The 16,465-nt window shown below is 65.4% G+C and carries 15 protein-coding genes and 1 other RNA gene; 9 read left to right on the forward strand and 7 right to left on the reverse strand.

Annotation, left to right across the window (positions count from 1 at the left end; all coding sequences use genetic code 11):
- Positions 1-46: 46 nt before the first annotated feature.
- Together ssrA and mscL are read right to left on the reverse strand one after the other, a co-directional pair.
- Positions 47-404, reverse strand: a transfer-messenger RNA (tmRNA) gene (ssrA, locus tag SGR02S_RS02335).
- A gap of 23 nt (positions 405-427) precedes the next feature.
- Entirely contained in the window at positions 428-841 is a 414-nt protein-coding gene (mscL, locus tag SGR02S_RS02340; protein WP_067105404.1) for a large conductance mechanosensitive channel protein MscL, read from the reverse strand.
- 123 nt (positions 842-964) lie between these two features.
- Here mscL and SGR02S_RS02345 point away from each other — a divergent pair, with 123 nt between their 5' ends.
- The 4 genes from SGR02S_RS02345 to SGR02S_RS02360 all read left to right on the forward strand — a co-directional run bounded on the left by SGR02S_RS02345 (position 965) and on the right by SGR02S_RS02360 (position 3,719).
- Positions 965-1,561 (forward strand): LemA family protein, encoded by a 597-nt coding sequence (locus tag SGR02S_RS02345; RefSeq protein ID WP_067105405.1) that lies wholly within the window; start codon positions 965-967, stop codon positions 1,559-1,561.
- 115 nt (positions 1,562-1,676) lie between these two features.
- A complete protein-coding gene (locus SGR02S_RS02350; RefSeq protein WP_067105464.1) occupies positions 1,677-2,453 on the forward strand; it encodes a TPM domain-containing protein in 777 nt (258 codons plus the stop codon).
- A gap of 11 nt (positions 2,454-2,464) precedes the next feature.
- Positions 2,465-3,145, forward strand: coding sequence for a TPM domain-containing protein (locus SGR02S_RS02355; RefSeq protein WP_067105406.1), 681 nt, complete (start codon positions 2,465-2,467; stop codon positions 3,143-3,145).
- A 28-nt stretch (positions 3,146-3,173) separates the two neighbouring features.
- The gene (locus SGR02S_RS02360) at positions 3,174-3,719 is read left to right on the forward strand and encodes an NUDIX hydrolase (RefSeq protein ID WP_067105407.1); all 546 of its coding nucleotides are present in this window, start codon (positions 3,174-3,176) and stop codon (positions 3,717-3,719) included.
- A gap of 79 nt (positions 3,720-3,798) precedes the next feature.
- On the opposite strand, the gene SGR02S_RS02365 is transcribed toward SGR02S_RS02360, so the two are convergent.
- From SGR02S_RS02365 to carA, 5 genes are all read right to left on the reverse strand, one after another.
- Positions 3,799-4,434, reverse strand: a complete 636-nt coding sequence (locus SGR02S_RS02365) for a rhomboid family intramembrane serine protease (protein ID WP_067105408.1) — start codon at positions 4,432-4,434, stop codon at positions 3,799-3,801.
- Between the two features lie 13 nt (positions 4,435-4,447).
- On the reverse strand, positions 4,448-4,924 hold the full coding sequence (gene greA, locus SGR02S_RS02370) for a transcription elongation factor GreA (protein WP_067105409.1): 477 nt from the start codon (positions 4,922-4,924) through the stop codon (positions 4,448-4,450).
- Positions 4,925-5,021: 97 nt separating this feature from the next.
- On the reverse strand, positions 5,022-8,378 hold the full coding sequence (carB, locus tag SGR02S_RS02375; protein WP_067105410.1) for a carbamoyl-phosphate synthase large subunit: 3,357 nt from the start codon (positions 8,376-8,378) through the stop codon (positions 5,022-5,024).
- Entirely contained in the window at positions 8,378-9,025 is a 648-nt protein-coding gene (locus SGR02S_RS02380; RefSeq protein WP_067105411.1) for a hypothetical protein, read from the reverse strand. Before SGR02S_RS02380 ends, carB begins: the two co-directional genes overlap by 1 nt.
- Positions 9,022-10,206 (reverse strand): glutamine-hydrolyzing carbamoyl-phosphate synthase small subunit, encoded by a 1,185-nt coding sequence (gene carA / locus SGR02S_RS02385; RefSeq protein WP_067105412.1) that lies wholly within the window; start codon positions 10,204-10,206, stop codon positions 9,022-9,024. The genes SGR02S_RS02380 and carA overlap by 4 nt, the downstream gene beginning before the upstream one ends.
- 132 nt (positions 10,207-10,338) lie before the next feature.
- On the opposite strand from carA, the gene SGR02S_RS02390 reads away from it, so the two are divergent.
- The 5 genes from SGR02S_RS02390 to SGR02S_RS20520 all read left to right on the forward strand — a co-directional run bounded on the left by SGR02S_RS02390 (position 10,339) and on the right by SGR02S_RS20520 (position 16,237).
- A complete protein-coding gene (locus SGR02S_RS02390) occupies positions 10,339-10,791 on the forward strand; it encodes a GatB/YqeY domain-containing protein (protein WP_067105413.1) in 453 nt (150 codons plus the stop codon).
- Positions 10,792-10,889: 98 nt separating this feature from the next.
- Entirely contained in the window at positions 10,890-11,276 is a 387-nt protein-coding gene (locus SGR02S_RS02395) for an endonuclease domain-containing protein (RefSeq protein WP_067105414.1), read from the forward strand.
- A complete protein-coding gene (dnaG, locus tag SGR02S_RS02400; RefSeq protein WP_067105415.1) occupies positions 11,276-13,159 on the forward strand; it encodes a DNA primase in 1,884 nt (627 codons plus the stop codon). Before SGR02S_RS02395 ends, dnaG begins: the two co-directional genes overlap by 1 nt.
- Before the next feature lie 30 nt (positions 13,160-13,189).
- Entirely contained in the window at positions 13,190-15,196 is a 2,007-nt protein-coding gene (rpoD, locus tag SGR02S_RS02405; RefSeq protein WP_067105416.1) for an RNA polymerase sigma factor RpoD, read from the forward strand.
- 246 nt (positions 15,197-15,442) lie between these two features.
- Positions 15,443-16,237, forward strand: coding sequence for a PspC domain-containing protein (locus tag SGR02S_RS20520; protein WP_255211372.1), 795 nt, complete (start codon positions 15,443-15,445; stop codon positions 16,235-16,237).
- Positions 16,238-16,465: the final 228 nt, after the last annotated feature.

Genomic DNA, 16,465 nt, shown 5'->3' on the forward strand with positions numbered 1-16,465 from the left:
GGGGAAAGGTGGGACGATTCTGTTGCCCGGCTCGTCCCCAGCCGCTGGTATCCGATTCTGTTGCCCGGTTCGGTCCGAACCGCGTTCTATTTGTCTAACCTTAGGCCGTGAGGCTTATCGGTTAGGCAGCAAGAGCGAGTGCTTCGTTATCGTTAGCACTTATTGGTTTTGAGCCTTTAACGGGTTACTCAGCCCGGAAGAAAACATCGTCTTTGAACACACGTCGATCCTGGTTCGGCCCCGTCAGAAGCCCGCGCACCCCTTCAAAAGCGCGCGGGTTTGTGGTGGAGCCGCCGGGTACTGCCCCCGGGTCCGCTGTGTCTATTCCACGACACCATTTATCCTCATAGCCGGCCGAAACCGGCATTGCCGATATAGGGAGCCGCGGGGCGGTTTGCAACGTGGGCGGCCGACCGCCGCCGCGCCGCTATTTCCGCCGCAATTCGTCGCGGATTTCGGTGAGCAGGTCGACCTCGGTCGGCGCGGCGGCTTCGGGTCCCTTGCGCAGCAGCCGGTTCACCGCGCGCACCATCAGGAAGATGATGAAGGCGAGGATCAGGAAATTGATCACCGCGGTGATGAAGGCGCCATAGCCGACCATCGCCACCCCGGCTTTCTTGAGCGCCGCATAGTCGGTCGCCGCGATCCCGTCGGGCACACTGCCCAGCAGGATGAACTTGCTGGAGAAATCGACGCCGCCGAATATCCAGCCGACGAAGGGCATGATCAGGTCCTCGGTCAGCGACCCGGTGATCGTCGCAAAGGCGCCGCCGATGATGACGCCGACCGCCAGATCGATGACGCTGCCGCGTGCGATGAATTCCTTGAACTCGTTCAACATCTTCTCACTCCCGGGAAAATTGGGCGAACCGCCGAGTGGTGCCGCGACGATTGCGCAAAGGCAAGCGTCATCCTATTATGTGTATTGTTGCGGCAAAACGCCGCCGGAGGGAGTTTAGAGACCATGACCATGCGTTCCGCCCGCTGGATGATCGTCCCCGTCGCCGCGCTGTCGCTGTCCGCCTGCGGCATCAACAGCGTTCCCACCAAGGAAGAGGCCGCCAAGGCGAAATGGGCGAATGTCGAGGCCGCCTATCAGCGGCGCGCCGACCTGATCCCCAACCTAGTCGAGACCGCGAAGGGCGCGGCGAAGATCGAACAGGCGACGCTGGAAAGCGTCATCCAGGCACGCGCCTCTGCCACCCAGATCAAGCTGACCGCCGACGACCTCGAAGACCCTGCGAAGGTGCAGGCTTTCCAGCAGGCGCAGGGCAATGTCACCGGCTCGCTCAGCCGTCTGCTCGCCACCGTCGAGCAATATCCCGACCTCAAGAGCCAGGGTCGTTTCGCCGACCTGATGACCCAGCTCGAAGGCACGGAGAACCGGATCAACGTGACGATCCAGGACTATAATAACGCGGTGCAGGATTATAACACGACGATCCGCACCTTCCCCGACATCATCGGCGCCAAGATCGTCCACGGCGCAAAGCCGATGACGCCCTATCGCGCGGTGACGCCCAACGCCAACGTCGCGCCCAAGGTCGATTTCGGGCAATAGGGCCATCGCTATGCCATTTCCCCCGTTCGCCCAGAGCACGAACGGACGCGAGGGCCGCTTCGGTTTCGCGGGATTGTGGGCCGCCCTGACGTCGGCCCTCCTCCTCGCTTTGCTTATGGCGGTCCCCGCCGCTGCCCAGACCTTTCCCCAACTCACCGGGCGCGTCGTCGATCAGGCCGACATCATCCCGCCGGCCGAGGAAGCGAACCTCACCGCCCAGCTCGAACAGCTCGAAAAGACGACCGGGCACCAGCTCGTCGTCGCGACGGTCAACGACCTCGAAGGACAGGACGTCGCCGATTACGGCTACAGGCTCGGCCGCGCCTGGGGCATCGGGGGCAAGGAAGAGAATGACGGCGTCATCTTCCTGATCGCGCCCAACGAACGGCGGATGAACATATCGGTCGGCTACGGCCTCGAACCGATCCTGACGGACGCCCTGTCGGGGCGGATCATCCGCGATCAGGTGACGCCGCGCTTCAAGGATGGCGATTATCCGGGCGGCATCCAGGCCGGGGTGAACGCGATCGCGCAGCAGATCGCGCTCCCGCCCGAGGAGGCCGCGGCGCGCGCCTCCGCCGCTGCGAAGGCAGAGCGCGACCGCGCCGATGACGGCAGCTTCGGCGGCTTCATCTTCATCGGTTTCATCATCCTTTTCTTCTTCGTCCTGCCGATGCTCTCGGCCTTCGGGCGGCGCGGCCGTCGGCATCGCAAGCATCGCCCGTGGGGCGCCGCGCCGATCATCGTCTGGGGCGATCATGACTGGGGCGGCCGTGGCCGTGGCTCATCTTGGGGCGGGGGCGGCGGCTGGGGCGGCGGCGGCGGCGGATTCGGCGGTTTTTCGGGGGGCGGCGGCAGTTTCGGCGGCGGCGGCGCCTCGGGCGGCTGGTAGGAGGCGAACGCATGAAAGTCAGCCATGTCAGCGCCGCGGATCACGACCTCGTCACCGCCGCGGTCGCCGCGGCCGAGGCGCGGACGAGCGGCGAGATCGTCACCGTCATCGCCGCGCAATCGAATGATTACGACGATGTCGCGCTTGTCTGGGCGAGCGTGATCGCCTTCCTCGCCATGTCGGTGATCGCGCTGTTTCCCGATTTCTATCAGGGCCTCTACGACCGGCTGACCGGCGGCTGGGGACACGGCCTGACCGCCAATCAATGGCTTGGCGTCGTCATTGCAGTCGGCGTGCTCAAGTGGATCGCCATGTGGCTGATTCTGTTGTGGCGTCCGCTGCGTCTGTGGCTGACGCCGCGCGCGATCCTCGCCGGCCGCGTCCGCGCCCGCGCGATCGACCTGTTCAAGGTCGGGGCGGAGGCGAAGACGCTCGGCCGCACCGGCGTCCTCCTCTATCTCAGCCTGCGCGAACATCGCGCCGACATCGTCGCCGACGAAGCGATCGCCTCGAAAGTCCCGGCGGAAGTATGGGGCGACGCGATGGCGGCACTGATCGAACGCGTGCGCGCCGGCCGGCCTGGCGAAGGCATGGCGGAGGCGGTCGCGCATATGGGCGTCATACTCGCCGAACATTTCCCGCGCGGCAGCGAAAATCCGAACGAACTGCCCGATCGCCTGATCGAGCTTTGACGCGCTCCATCGCCGCGAAAGGAAAGCCATGTCCCGCCCCGCCCCCGACGCTCCCATCGAAACGCGATGGGAGGGCCGCTTCATCACCGTCCGGCAGCAGGGGACGTGGGAATATGTCTCGCGCTCGCGCGGCATCCACGCCGCGGTGATCCTCGCGATCGACGCGGACGAAAGCGGGCATCACGTCCTGCTGGTCGAACAATATCGCGTGCCGCTGGGGCGCCCCTGCCTCGAACTGCCCGCGGGCCTCGTGGGCGACGACAGCGCGGGCGAGGCGTCGGAAACGGCGGCCGAGCGCGAACTGGAGGAAGAAACCGGCTATCGCGCCGCGCACTGGCGCACGGTCGGCGAATTCTTCAGTTCGCCGGGCATGGTCAGCGAGAGCTTCACCCTGCTCGTCGCCACCGGATTGACCAGGGTCGGCCCCGGCGGCGGAGTCGGCGGCGAAGACATCATCGTCCACCGCGTGCCGCTGACCGGCATCGCCGATTTCGTCGCGGCAAAGCGCACCGAGGGATGCGGCATCGACGTGCGCGTCGCGATGCTGCTTGCGGGAGGCTTGCTGGAGGAATGAGGCTCGTTCGGAACGCGGTTAGCGGGTGCGGTCGGCTTAAACCGGACTCATCTTCCCGTTGATGCAGCTTTAACGCCGCTCACCGCCCCCCGAACCGCCAGCGCAGCAGCGGCCGCGCGAGCAACAGGCCCGCTAGGAAGCCGCCGACATGCGCCCAGATGGCGATGGCGCCGAAACCGGCGCCGCCCGCGAAACCGATCAGCAACTGGACGCCGATCCACGCTGCGGCGAGCCATAGCGCCCGCACCCAATGGCTGGGGATCGGCCCGAGCGCCGGCGCCTGCGACCGGCTGAAGATCAGCGCGAACACCGCGATCAGCGCCGAGATCGCGCCGCTCGCGCCGATCATCGGCACCACCGACGTGGGGTTGGAAAGCCATTGCGCGAATGCGCCGGCGCAGGCGCCGACGACCAACAGGACCGCGATGGCCTTCGTCCCCATCGGCGCTTCGAGCGGCCGCCCGATATAGAGCAGCACGACCAGGTTGAAGATCAGGTGCAGCAGGCTCCCGTGCAGGAAGGCAGAGGTCAGCGGCGTCAGCACGAAAGGCACGAACGGCCCCGGCGGCAGGATCAGCTCGCCGCTCCAGCGCGCCGGCACGAAGCCCGCGCGCACGATCGCCTCGGTCTGGAAACCGCTGAGCGTCAGCACGACGAACAGCGCCGCGCAGAGCAGCGCATAGCCCGTGACCAGCGGCGCGTCCTGCGGCTTCATGCGCGTCCGTCCGTCAGATGAATTCGATCTTCGTCACCAGATAATATTTGTCGCCCGACGGCACGGTGACCTCGATCTCGTCGTCGACGCGGCGGCCGATCAGCGCGCGGCCGAGCGGCGAATTATAGCTGATCCGCCCTTCCTTGGCGTCCGCCTCGGCCTGCCCCACGATCTGGTAGCGCACCGGCTTGTCGTCCTCGTCGGCCAGGGTGACCGTCGCGCCAAAGACGATGCGGTCGCCCGAAAGCGTCGTGGGGTCGATGATCTGCGCGCGCGCCAGCTTGTCCTCGAGATCGCCGATCGACGCCTCGACCTGGCCCTGGCGTTCCTTCGCGGCGTGATATTCGGCATTTTCCGACAGGTCGCCATGCGCGCGCGCTTCCTCGATCGCGTCGACGATCTGCGGGCGCTCGGCCTTCAGCGCGGCGAGTTGGGCGCTCAGCTTCTCATAGCCTTCCGCCAGCATCGGCACCTTTTCAACGCTTGCCATTATCCCATTGTCCTTCGTCAAAAATCCTGTTCCGGCGAACCGGGCGTCGGGCGGCTGAGCCGCTGTTTCCGTCAATGTCGGGGGGTGAAGCGGTGCGTCAATAATAGTCCTGAAGCGGCTTTACTTCAAGACTGCGCGCGCGCAGCGCGCCGATGGCGTGGGTCGCGGCATCGCTTCCCGCCGCCGTCGTGTAATAGGCGACGTCCGCCGCGAGCGCCGAGGCGCGGATCGACTGCGAATCCTGCAGGCTCTGCCACCCCTCGGTGGTGTTGAAAATGAGCTGGACGTCGCCGTCCTTGATCCGGTCGACGATATGCGGACGCCCCTCGGCCACCTTGTTGACGCGCTCGATCGCGATGCCCTGCTCGGCCAGATAGTCGGCGGTGCCGCCGGTCGCGATCACCTGCCACCCCCAGTCGGCGAGTTGCTTCACCGCGCCGACGATCCGCGGCTTGTCGCTGTCCTTGACCGACACGAACAGACGCCCCTCGGTCGGTAGGCTGTCACCCGCGCCGAGCTGCGCCTTGGCAAAGGCCAGGTTGAAATCACTATCGATTCCCATGACTTCGCCGGTGGACTTCATCTCCGGCGACAGAACCGGATCGGTGCCGGGGAAACGCGCGAAGGGGAAGACCGCTTCCTTCACCGCGACATGCGCGATGTCGCGATTGATCTTCGGCAGGTCGGCCAGCTTCTCGCCCGCCATCACGCGCGCCGCGATCTTGGCGATCGGCGATCCCACCGCCTTGGCGACGAACGGTACGGTGCGGCTGGCGCGCGGATTGACCTCGATCAGATAGACGCTGGCCCCGGCCGGCGATCCGGGATCGGCCTGCACCGCGAACTGGATGTTCATCAGCCCGCGCACGTTCAGCGCGCGCGCCAGCGCGTCGGCCTGCCGCTCGATCTCGGCGACGATGTCGGCGGACAGGCTGTAGGGCGGGATCGAGCAGGCGCTGTCGCCCGAATGGACGCCCGCTTCCTCGATATGCTGGAGCACGCCCGCGACCACGACATCGGTGCCGTCGCACAGCGCGTCGACGTCGACCTCGATCGCGTCGCGCAGATAGCGGTCGATCAGCACCGGCGAATCGCCCGATACCTGCACCGCGGTCTCGATATAATTTTCGAGCTGTTCCTGGTCGTCGACGATCTCCATCGCCCGCCCGCCGAGAACATAGCTCGGGCGCGTCAACACCGGGTACCCGATACGCGCCGCGACCGCGATGGCCTCCTCGCGGCTGCGCGCGATGCCGTTGGCGGGCTGCTTGAGGCCGAGCTTGTTGACGAGCGCCGCGAAACGCTCGCGGTCCTCTGCCAGATCGATCGCGTCGGGCGAGGTACCCAGAATCGGGATGCCCGCTTCCTCCAGCGCCTGCGCAAGCTTGAGCGGAGTCTGTCCCCCGAACTGGACGATCACGCCGACGAGCGTGCCCTTCGACTGCTCGACGTGCAGGATCTCGAGCACGTCCTCGGCGGTCAGCGGCTCGAAATAGAGGCGGTCCGACGTGTCGTAATCGGTCGACACCGTCTCCGGATTGCAGTTGACCATGATCGTCTCATAGCCCGCCTCCTCCAGCGCGAAGCAGGCGTGGCAGCAGCAGTAATCGAACTCGATCCCCTGCCCGATCCGGTTCGGGCCGCCGCCCAGGATGACGATCTTTTTCCGGTCGCTCGGATTGGCCTCATTCTCGGGCGCGCCGAAAGTCGGCGCTTCGTAGGTCGAATAGAGATAGGGCGTCTGCGCCTCGAACTCCGCGGCGCAGGTGTCGATGGTCTTGAACACCGGGCGCACGCCCAGCCGGTGGCGCAAGCTCCGCACCTCGGCCTCGGTGACGCCGCCGGTCATCGCCTTCACCGCCTCGTGGATCAGCCCGCCACCGCGCGCCGCAGCATGCCCGGCGCCCGGCTGGAGATTCGCCGACTGGAGCGCCAGATAGGCGAGCCTCTTGTCCGAAAAGCCCATCGCCTTCAGCCGCCGCAGTCCTTCGGCATCGCGCGGCAGGCCGTCCGCCACCACTGCCTTCTCGGCCGCGACGATCTCAGCGATGCGGTCGAGGAACCACATGTCATAGCCCGCGATGCGGTTGATCTCAGTCAGCGGCAACCCCTCGCGGATCGCCTGCGCGGCGACAAGCAACCGGTCGGGGGTGGGCTTCGCCAGTTCGATCTTCAACTGCTCCGCGCTCGCACCAACCAGCCGGTCGACGAAGTTGAAGCCCGACAGCCCGGTTTCCAGCCCGCGCAGCGCCTTTTGCAGGCTTTCGTGGATCGTGCGGCCGATCGCCATCACCTCGCCCACCGACTTCATCGCGGTCGACAGCGTCGCCTCGGCGCCCTTGAACTTCTCGAAGGCGAAGCGCGGAATCTTGGTGACGACATAGTCGATGGTCGGTTCGAACGACGCGGGCGTAACGCCGGTGATGTCGTTCATGATCTCGTCGAGCGTGTAGCCGACCGCCAGCTTCGCCGCGACCTTGGCGATCGGGAAGCCCGTCGCCTTCGACGCCAGCGCCGAGGATCGCGACACGCGCGGGTTCATCTCGATCACGATCAGGCGGCCATCCTTCGGGTTGACCGCGAACTGCACGTTCGACCCGCCCGTTTCGACCCCGATCTCGCGCAGCACCGCGATGCTCGCGTTGCGCATGATCTGATATTCCTTGTCGGTCAGCGTCAGCGCGGGGGCAACGGTGATGCTGTCGCCGGTGTGCACGCCCATCGGATCGACATTCTCGATCGAGCAGATGATGATGCAATTGTCCTTGCGGTCGCGCACCACCTCCATCTCGAACTCCTTCCAGCCGAGGAGCGATTCCTCGATCAGGACTTCGGTGGTGGGGGATGCGATCAGGCCGCCGCGAACGATGCCCTCGAACTCCTCGCGGTTATAGGCGATGCCGCCGCCGGTGCCGCCGAGCGTGAAGGACGGGCGGATGATCGCGGGCAGGCCGGTGCGTTCGAGCACCGCGAACGCCTCTTCCATCGTGTGCGCGATGCCGCTGCGCGCGCTTTCGAGGCCGATCTTGTCCATCGCATCGCGGAACTTCAGCCGGTCCTCGGCCTTGTCGATCGCCTCGGCGTCGGCGCCGATCATCTCGACCCCGAACTTTTCGAGCGTCCCGTCCTGCGCGAGCGCGAGCGCGGTGTTGAGCGCGGTCTGTCCGCCCATCGTCGGCAGCACTGCCCACCCCCCAGGAAACTCGGCGGTCTCCTTCTCGATGATCTTGGCGACGATCTCGGGCGTGATCGGCTCGACATAGGTCGCGTCGGCCAGTTCGGGATCGGTCATGATCGTCGCCGGGTTGGAGTTGACGAGGACGATGCGATAGCCCTCCTCCTTGAGCGCCTTGATCGCCTGCGTCCCCGAATAGTCGAACTCGCACGCCTGACCGATGACGATCGGGCCGGCGCCGATGACGAGGATGGATTGGATGTCGGTTCTTTTGGGCATTATATATTATCCAAATCGATGCCTGTGATATTCTTCACGAGGGATTTCAACGCATCTACGATCAAAGCAGCAACGGTTGCCTTGGTGGTTGCGGCCAATGTGACCTGAGCATCTTCCACAGCCATGAGGATGCCCACTTTTACCTGAATTACTTTAAGCTGGCCCGCTTCCCACAGGGCCTTCGCGCTTTTGAGTGAACTCAGAAGACGGCTTCGTTCCATCCCATCAATCGGGAGATCATTGGTAGCCCGTATCGTTTCGTAGAGTTCTGCAAGGCCGTCTTTTACTACATAATATTCTTGGGAGTTGTGGTCGAGTGACACCAATCTATCCGATGCGGGCACGCCGATCCTGGCCCCATGCTGCTCAAGGAATGCCACCACATTCTCGCTGAGTTCATCCTCAACCCATCGGAATCCGTCGGGTGAAAGCGCAACTCTCTGCTCACTGATCGGTCCGAGGTGCCGGCGCACATTGACCAAGTTGGAAAAAGTATAATCCGCAAAAAATGTATCCCGCCACGCAGGGTTAAATGTCAGATTATACTTCTCCAGAATCTCCCCTATCTGAAAATGCGTCTTATTGGAGGTGAGAGTTTCGTTGTACAACGCGACAACAAACACCTCTATAAAGGTGGAGAGTTTCACTTAAGCCCACCCACGAACTTCTCGAACAGATAAAAGCTGTCCTGCGGCCCTGGGCTCGCCTCAGGGTGATATTGCACGCTGAACGCCTGCTTGCCCGTGATCGCGATGCCGCAGTTCGATCCGTCGAACAGGCTCTTGTGCGTCTCGACCACGCCCGCGGGAAGCGTCGCGGCGTCGACCGCGAAGCCGTGGTTCATGCTGGTGATCTCGACCACGCCGTCTTCCGCGCGCTGCACGGGGTGGTTCGCGCCGCGGTGGCCTTGATGCATCTTCACCGTCCTGGCACCGACCGCGATGCCCAGCATCTGGTGGCCGAGGCAGATGCCGAACAGCGGAATGTCGCGGTCGAGCAGCCCGCGGATCACCGGCACCGCATATTCCCCCGTCGCCGCGGGGTCGCCGGGGCCGTTCGACAAGAACACGCCGTCGGGCTTGTGGCTCAGCACCTCGTCCAGCGTCGCGGTCGCGGGAACCACGGTGACGCGCGCGCCGGCCTTCACCAGGTTGCGGAAGATATTGTCCTTCGCGCCATAATCGATCGCGACGACATGCGGGCGCGCATCGCCCCCGGCGCTCGCATAGCCCTGTCCCAGCGCCCACGCGCCGCCGGTCCAGTCGCCCGTGTCCGCGCGGCTGACGCCCTTCGCCAGATCGAGGCCTTCCAGCCCAGGCCACCCCCGCGCCATGGCGAGCAGTTCGTCGATGTCGAACCGGCCGTCGGGGCTGTGTGCGATCACGCCGTTCGGCGCCCCCGCGTCGCGGATGCGGCGGGTCAGCGCGCGGGTGTCGATCCCCGCCAGCCCGATCACGCCCTGTTCGGCCATCCATTCGGGCAGCGGCTGGACGCTGCGGAAGTTGCTGGGCGTCGTCGGCAGCTCGCGCGTGATGCAGCCGACCGCGCCGTGCACGCCGCGCTCCATATCCTCCGGGTTCGCGCCGACGTTGCCGATGTGCGGAAAGGTGAAGGTGACGATCTGCCCGGCATAGCTCGGGTCGGTCAGTATCTCCTGATATCCCGTCATCGCGGTGTTGAAGCAGACCTCGCCCACCGCCGCCCCGGCGGCGCCATAACCGATGCCCCACAGCAGCGCGCCGTCGGCGAGGACGAGTACGCCGGTGGCGCCGGCGGGCTGTTTTGCGGGCGCGACTTCAGGCGCGGCGGACGGGGTGGCTGGTGCCATCGAGCATGCTCCGGTGGGAAGGCTAAACGGCCGATCACCTATGCGCCAAAAAAGTGATTCACAAGCTATCGGATTATGAATCTTCCCGCTAAGGGTGCTCCTTTCCGAAATGGCAGCGCAAGAGGACACGCAATGATTCGCGAGGACATCAAGGCTGCGCAGGTTGCCGCGATGAAGGCCGGCGACAAGGCGCGTCTGGGCACCATCCGGCTGATGCTGGCCAAGATCAAGGATCGCGACATCGAGCTTCGCACCGGCACCCCGCCGGCCGACGACGACGTGCTGGTCGTCGACGTGCTGCAGAAGATGGTCAAGCAGCGGCGCGAATCGATTGCGATGTACGAACAGGGCGGCCGCCAGGAACTCGCCGACGCCGAAGCGGCCGAGGTCGCGGTGATCGAGGATTTCCTTCCCACGCAGCTGGACGAGGACGAAGCCAGGGCCGCGATCGCGGCGATCGTCGCCGAACTCGGCGCGACGAGCGTCAAGGACATGGGCAAGGTCATGGCCGCGGTGAAGGACCGCCACGGCAGCCAGCTCGACATGAGCAAGGCGAGCGGTTGGGTGAAGGCGGCGCTGGGCTGAAAAGGCTCTAACTCCTCCCGCAAGCCGGAGGGGGACTGGTCGGGTGATCGAGCGCACATCTCCCCTCCCGCTTGCGGGAGGGGTCGGGGGAGGGCCTGTTGGACAAGGGCTACAAACGACCGACCGCACGCTCCCGCGAACTACGGCTGAACGCCACCGACGCCGAACGAAAGCTTTGGGCGCAAATCAGCGCGCGAAAGGTCGCAGGCGTCCGCTTCAATCGCCAGCTCCCGATCGGGCCCTTCATCTGCGATTTCGTGTCGCGCGGCACCAGGCTAGTCATCGAAGTCGATGGCGGGCAACACGCGGTTGATGTAGCGAAGGACGAAGCACGCACGGCCTATCTGGAAGCGCGGGGTTATCGGGTGATCCGGTTCTGGAACAATGATGTGTTGGAACGGATCGAGGGGGTCGTGAGCGAGATCGAACACCTGCTTGCAACATGCCCTCCCCCGACCCCTCCCGCAAGCGGGAGGGGAGATTAGTGGCCCTCACCCCGCAATGGCTCGACGAACTGCGCTCGCGCGTCACGCTGTCCACGCTGATCGGACGGACGGTGAAGATCACGCGCGCGGGGCGCGAGTACAAGGCCTGCTGCCCCTTCCATAACGAAAAGACGCCCAGCTTCACGATCAACGACGAAAAGGGCTTCTATCACTGCTTCGGCTGCGGCGCGCACGGCGACGCGATCCGCTGGATGACCGACCAGCGCGGCCTGTCGTTCATGGACGCGGTCAAGGAACTCGCCGCCGAAGCGGGCATGGAGGTCCCCGCCCCCGACCCGCGCGCCGCGAAGAAGGCCGAGGCGCAGGCCAGCCTGCGCGACGTCGTGCAGGCCGCCGCCGACTGGTTCGCGCAGCAGCTCGGCAGCGGCAACGGCGCCCCGGCGCGCGACTATCTGGCGAAGCGCGGCATTTCGGACGCGACCCGCGACGCCTTCGGTTTCGGCCTCGCCCCCGACAGCCGCAGCGCGCTAAAGGAGGCGCTGAAGAAATTTCCCACCGCGATGCTCGTCGAATCGGGGATGCTGATCTCGGTCGAAGAGAAAGAGCCATACGACCGTTTCCGCGGCCGCCTGATGATTCCGATCCGCGACGCGCGCGGGCGGGTGATCGCGTTCGGCGGGCGCATCCTGGGCGACGGTGAGCCCAAATATCTGAACTCGCCCGACACGCCGCTGTTCGACAAGGGGCGCACCCTGTTCAACCTCGACAAGGCGAGCCCGGCATCGCGCCGCACCGACCGCATCATCGTCGTCGAGGGCTATATGGACGTGATCGCGCTCGCAGAGGCGGGGATCGCCGACGCGGTCGCGCCGCTCGGCACCGCGCTCACCGAAAGCCAGCTCGGCCTGCTGTGGCGGATGGTGCCTGTGCCGCTGCTCTGCTTCGACGGCGACGCGGCGGGGCAGAAGGCGGCGATGCGCGCCGCGACACGCGCGCTGCCGCTGCTCCGTCCCGGCTTCAGCCTTGCCTTCGCGACCCTGCCCGCCGGGCAGGACCCCGACGACCTCGTCCGTGCGAAGGGCGCCGAAGGCTTCGCCAGCGTGCTCGACGACGCCCAGCCGCTCGTCGAACGGCTGTGGATGCACGAGGTTGCGGCGGCGGCGCTGAACACGCCGGAGGAGCGGGCGGCGCTCAAGGCGCGGCTGCTGGCCCACGCCGACGCGATCCAGGATCCCGACGTGCGCCACCATTATCGCGAGGCCTTTCGCGAGCGGCTCGACACGCTGTTCGCGCGCGCGCGGCCCGAACGCGGCCCGCGCGTCCCGTGGGCGCCGCAGGGGCAGCGCGGCGGCGGGCGGCGCTTTCAGCCCGACCCGCGGCTGCAGCCGCCCGCCGACGAGACGCGGTCGATCGGACAGGCGGGAATCGCCACCCCGCTCGCGGCGGCGCTGATCGGCGGATTGCTGCGCTATCCCGAGGTGTTGCGCCGCCACGAGGAGGCGCTGGCGCGACTCCCGGTGCCCGATTCCGCCGACGCCGAACTGCTCGGCCTGATGCTTGACATCGCGATGCGCGAAGAAGGGCTTGATACCGAGGGGTTGCTTGCCATATTGGAGCCGATGAAAGTGTATAATAGGGCGATGGCATTGCTCAGAGCCGACCGAATGCACTTCTCGTTCAATCGACGGCTGGAAGGCGATGAAGGGGTTGCTAAGGCGCGGGAAACCGCGCTGCGCGACCTTGACGAATATATCGGCGTGCTGGTGACGCAGCCCGAAATCCGTGCCCGGCTGGCCGAGGCGACCGCGGATTTCCAGCGGACGATGGACGACGAAGGCCTGGCGCGGCAGCAGAAACTGCGCGCGATGGACGAGGAACTGACCCGCAGGCTGGCCGCGCTGTCCGACAGCAGCCAGCTCTGACCATTTGATGCCCCAAGGCAGGAACAACGCATGGCAACGAAGAATACCGCCGAAACCGACGCTCCGCTGATCGACCTCAACGAGGCCGACGTCAAGAAGCTGATCGCGCGCGGCAAGAAGCGCGGTTACCTGACCTACGACGAGCTCAACGAGGCGCTGCCGCAGGACCAGATGTCGTCCGAGCAGATCGAGGACATCATGTCGGCGATTTCCGACATGGGCATCAACATCGTCGAAAGCGACGAGGACGTGCAGGAGGAAGCCGAGCAGGAGGCCGACGACGACATCGACGTCGCCGCCAATTCGGGTTCGGTGTCCGCGCCCGCGGTCGAGAAGAAGAAGGAAACGGTCGACCGCACCGACGACCCCGTGCGCATGTATCTGCGCGAGATGGGCGCTGTCGAACTGCTGAGCCGCGAGGGTGAGATCGCGATCGCCAAGCGCATCGAGGCGGGCCGCGACACGATGATCCTCGGCCTGTGCGAAAGCCCGCTGACCTTCAACGCGATCATCGAATGGTCGAACGCGCTCAACAACGGCGACATGCAGCTTCGCGAGATCGTCGACCTCGAAGCGATGCTGACCAAGGACCCGGCGCCCGAGAATCTCGAGGACGAGGAAGAGGTCGACGGCGAGATCAGCGAGAAGAACGCCGGCGTCTCGTTCAAGGACGAGGACGAGGTCGAGGAGGAGCCCGAGGCCGACGGCGACGACGAAGAGGGCGGCGCGGCCAAGAAGCGCGAGAATTACGACGACGACGACGAGGACAATACGCTGAGTCTCGCCGCGATGGAGGAATTGCTCAAGCCCGACGCACTCGAAAAGTTCGCCGCGATCACCAAGAGCTTCAAGGCGTTTCAGAAGCTTCAGGAAGCGCGGCTCGACGCACTGTCGGCGGCCGGCGACTTCCCCGCGGCGTCGGAGAAGAAGTATCACAAGCTGCGCGAGGAACTGACCGCGCAGGTCGAAAGCGTGCAGTTCCACGGCACCAAGATCGAATATCTGGTCGACCAGCTCTACAGCTACAACCGGCGCCTGACCGCGCTCGGCGGCCAGATGCTGCGCCTGGCCGAGCGCCACAAGGTGGCGCGCAAGTCGTTCCTCGACCATTATGTCGGGCGCGAGCTCGAGGAGAATTGGCTCGACGAGGTCGGCAAGCTCGACAAGAAATGGGCCGCCTTCGCCGAGAATGAGGCGGTCGCGGTCGATCGTATCCGCACCGAGATTTCGGAGATCGCGCAGGCGGCGGGGATGAGCCTCGTCGAATTCCGCCGCGTCGTGAACATGGTCCAGAAAGGCGAGCGCGAGGCGCGCATCGCCAAGAAGGAAATGGTCGAGGCGAACCTGCGCCTCGTCATCTCGATCGCCAAGAAATACACCAACCGCGGGTTGCAGTTCCTCGACCTGATCCAGGAAGGCAACATCGGGCTGATGAAGGCGGTCGACAAGTTCGAATATCGCCGCGGCTACAAGTTCAGCACCTATGCGACCTGGTGGATCCGCCAGGCGATCACCCGCAGCATCGCCGATCAGGCGCGCACGATCCGCATCCCGGTCCACATGATCGAGACGATCAACAAGCTGGTGCGGTGCAGCCGCCAGTTCCTGCACGAAAGCGGCCGCGAGCCGACGCCGGAGGAAATGGCCGAACGGCTGTCGATGCCGCTCGAAAAGGTCCGCAAGGTGATGAAGATCGCCAAGGAGCCGATCAGCCTCGAAACGCCGATCGGCGACGAGGAGGATTCGCACCTCGGCGATTTCATCGAGGACAAGAACGCCGTGATCCCGGTCGACGCCGCGGTGCAGTCGAACCTCAAGGAAACGGTGACGCGCGTTCTGGCGTCGCTGACCCCGCGTGAGGAGCGGGTTCTGCGTATGCGCTTCGGCATCGGCATGAACACCGACCACACGCTGGAGGAGGTCGGCCAGCAGTTCAGCGTCACCCGCGAACGCATCCGCCAGATCGAGGCGAAGGCGCTGCGCAAGCTCAAGCACCCGTCGCGCAGCCGCAAGATGCGCAGTTTCCTCGACCAGTAAGCGCGCGCGTTCCGGCGGCGGGGCCCGGGCTGAACCGCCCAAGCCCTCTCCTCTTCAGGGGGTGACACATCATCTCGTGTCCCCGCGCAGGCGGGGACCCAGAGCGGCCCGACGCCACCTTGTTGCTATCCGCTCTGGGCCCCCGCCTGCGCGGGAGCACTCGGCTGCTCGATCCGGACCCGAATTCGGATGCCCCCACTCGCGTCGTTGCGAGCGGAGCGAAGCAACCCAGGGCGGTTACCGCCAATGACCATCTTGAATATGTTCGGGAATCATCATTTTCCGGCAAGGAACCGTTCCCCGGCGAAAGCCGGGGTCCACGCGAGGCAATATTACGCCATCTGGACCCCGGCTTTCGCCGGGGAACAGGCCCGAGTATTTGCAGCGGAGAAGCCGCGCGGCAATCCGGAGCGGGCAGTAGCGTCCGGAAAACCCGAATCCCAACGCGGCATAAAGTTTTGCCCCACCGCTATGCTGCACCGCACAAATATTTTGCCGCCACGGTCTTCAAATTTTCATCTTCGCGCCCCAGATAGCGACCCGCCGGATGGATCGGGCTTCATTCGCCATTCATTAGGCACCCATCAAATGGTGATCCTTCCCATTCGTTGGGAATCGATGCATCGAAAAAGGCACCGGATGGCGCATATCAGCCCGAAAACGCCCGAAAACGGAGAGAAAGCCCGAATTGGCACGCCCGTTGCTTTGGAACGGACATGGGTGGGGAACGGCCCACCGCCAGGACGAAAGACGAACAAGATGGAACAGGAAACCACCAATCTCTTCCGCCGCCGCGATACCTTCTTCGGCATCTGCGAGGCCGTGGGCCAGGATTTCGGCTTCAACCCGCTGTACCTGCGGCTCGCCTTCATCGCGCCGCTCTTCTTCTTCCCGGTGCAGACCTTCGCCGCCTATTTCGCGCTGGGGGGCATCGTGCTCGCCTCGCGCCTGATCTTCCCCGCCAGGACCGCGCCCGCGGCGACAGAGGCGGAAACGGAAACGCGCACGCCGCAGACCGAAGAGATGGCCCTCGCGGCTTGAGGGCTTGCGGGGCGGGGCCGCCCCTCTCTGGCCCCGCCCCGCTTCCCCGATCCCGCGGCGTTCCACTGGCGCCGCGGTCCCTGGGGACCGGCAGTTCCCTTGCCTGCCGGTCCCCTTGCTTCTGTCCCGTGCGGGGACAGGCGCGCGGCACTTTGCCGGCGCCTCATAAACGCGACGTTTACGACGATGCTCTAGGACTGGCCTTCGCATATCCAACGGCGCGACCCG

Source organism: Sphingopyxis granuli NBRC 100800 (assembly GCF_001591045.1).
GTDB lineage: Bacteria > Pseudomonadota > Alphaproteobacteria > Sphingomonadales > Sphingomonadaceae > Sphingopyxis > Sphingopyxis granuli.

What these genes read in the sequence shown, in the direction of transcription:
- SGR02S_RS02365 (WP_067105408.1), bottom strand. Translation starts at nt 4,434, where the DNA reads ATGAAGCCGCAGGACGCGCCGCTGGTCACGGGCTATGCGCTGCTCTGC.
- SGR02S_RS02345 (WP_067105405.1), top strand. Translation starts at nt 965, where the DNA reads ATGACCATGCGTTCCGCCCGCTGGATGATCGTCCCCGTCGCCGCGCTG.
- rpoD (WP_067105416.1), top strand. Translation starts at nt 13,190, where the DNA reads ATGGCAACGAAGAATACCGCCGAAACCGACGCTCCGCTGATCGACCTC.
- carA (WP_067105412.1), bottom strand. Translation starts at nt 10,206, where the DNA reads ATGGCACCAGCCACCCCGTCCGCCGCGCCTGAAGTCGCGCCCGCAAAA.
- SGR02S_RS02390 (WP_067105413.1), top strand. Translation starts at nt 10,339, where the DNA reads ATGATTCGCGAGGACATCAAGGCTGCGCAGGTTGCCGCGATGAAGGCC.
- carB (WP_067105410.1), bottom strand. Translation starts at nt 8,378, where the DNA reads ATGCCCAAAAGAACCGACATCCAATCCATCCTCGTCATCGGCGCCGGC.
- SGR02S_RS02360 (WP_067105407.1), top strand. Translation starts at nt 3,174, where the DNA reads ATGTCCCGCCCCGCCCCCGACGCTCCCATCGAAACGCGATGGGAGGGC.
- SGR02S_RS20520 (WP_255211372.1), top strand. Translation starts at nt 15,443, where the DNA reads ATGACCATCTTGAATATGTTCGGGAATCATCATTTTCCGGCAAGGAAC.
- SGR02S_RS02355 (WP_067105406.1), top strand. Translation starts at nt 2,465, where the DNA reads ATGAAAGTCAGCCATGTCAGCGCCGCGGATCACGACCTCGTCACCGCC.
- greA (WP_067105409.1), bottom strand. Translation starts at nt 4,924, where the DNA reads ATGGCAAGCGTTGAAAAGGTGCCGATGCTGGCGGAAGGCTATGAGAAG.
- SGR02S_RS02350 (WP_067105464.1), top strand. Translation starts at nt 1,677, where the DNA reads ATGGCGGTCCCCGCCGCTGCCCAGACCTTTCCCCAACTCACCGGGCGC.
- mscL (WP_067105404.1), bottom strand. Translation starts at nt 841, where the DNA reads ATGTTGAACGAGTTCAAGGAATTCATCGCACGCGGCAGCGTCATCGAT.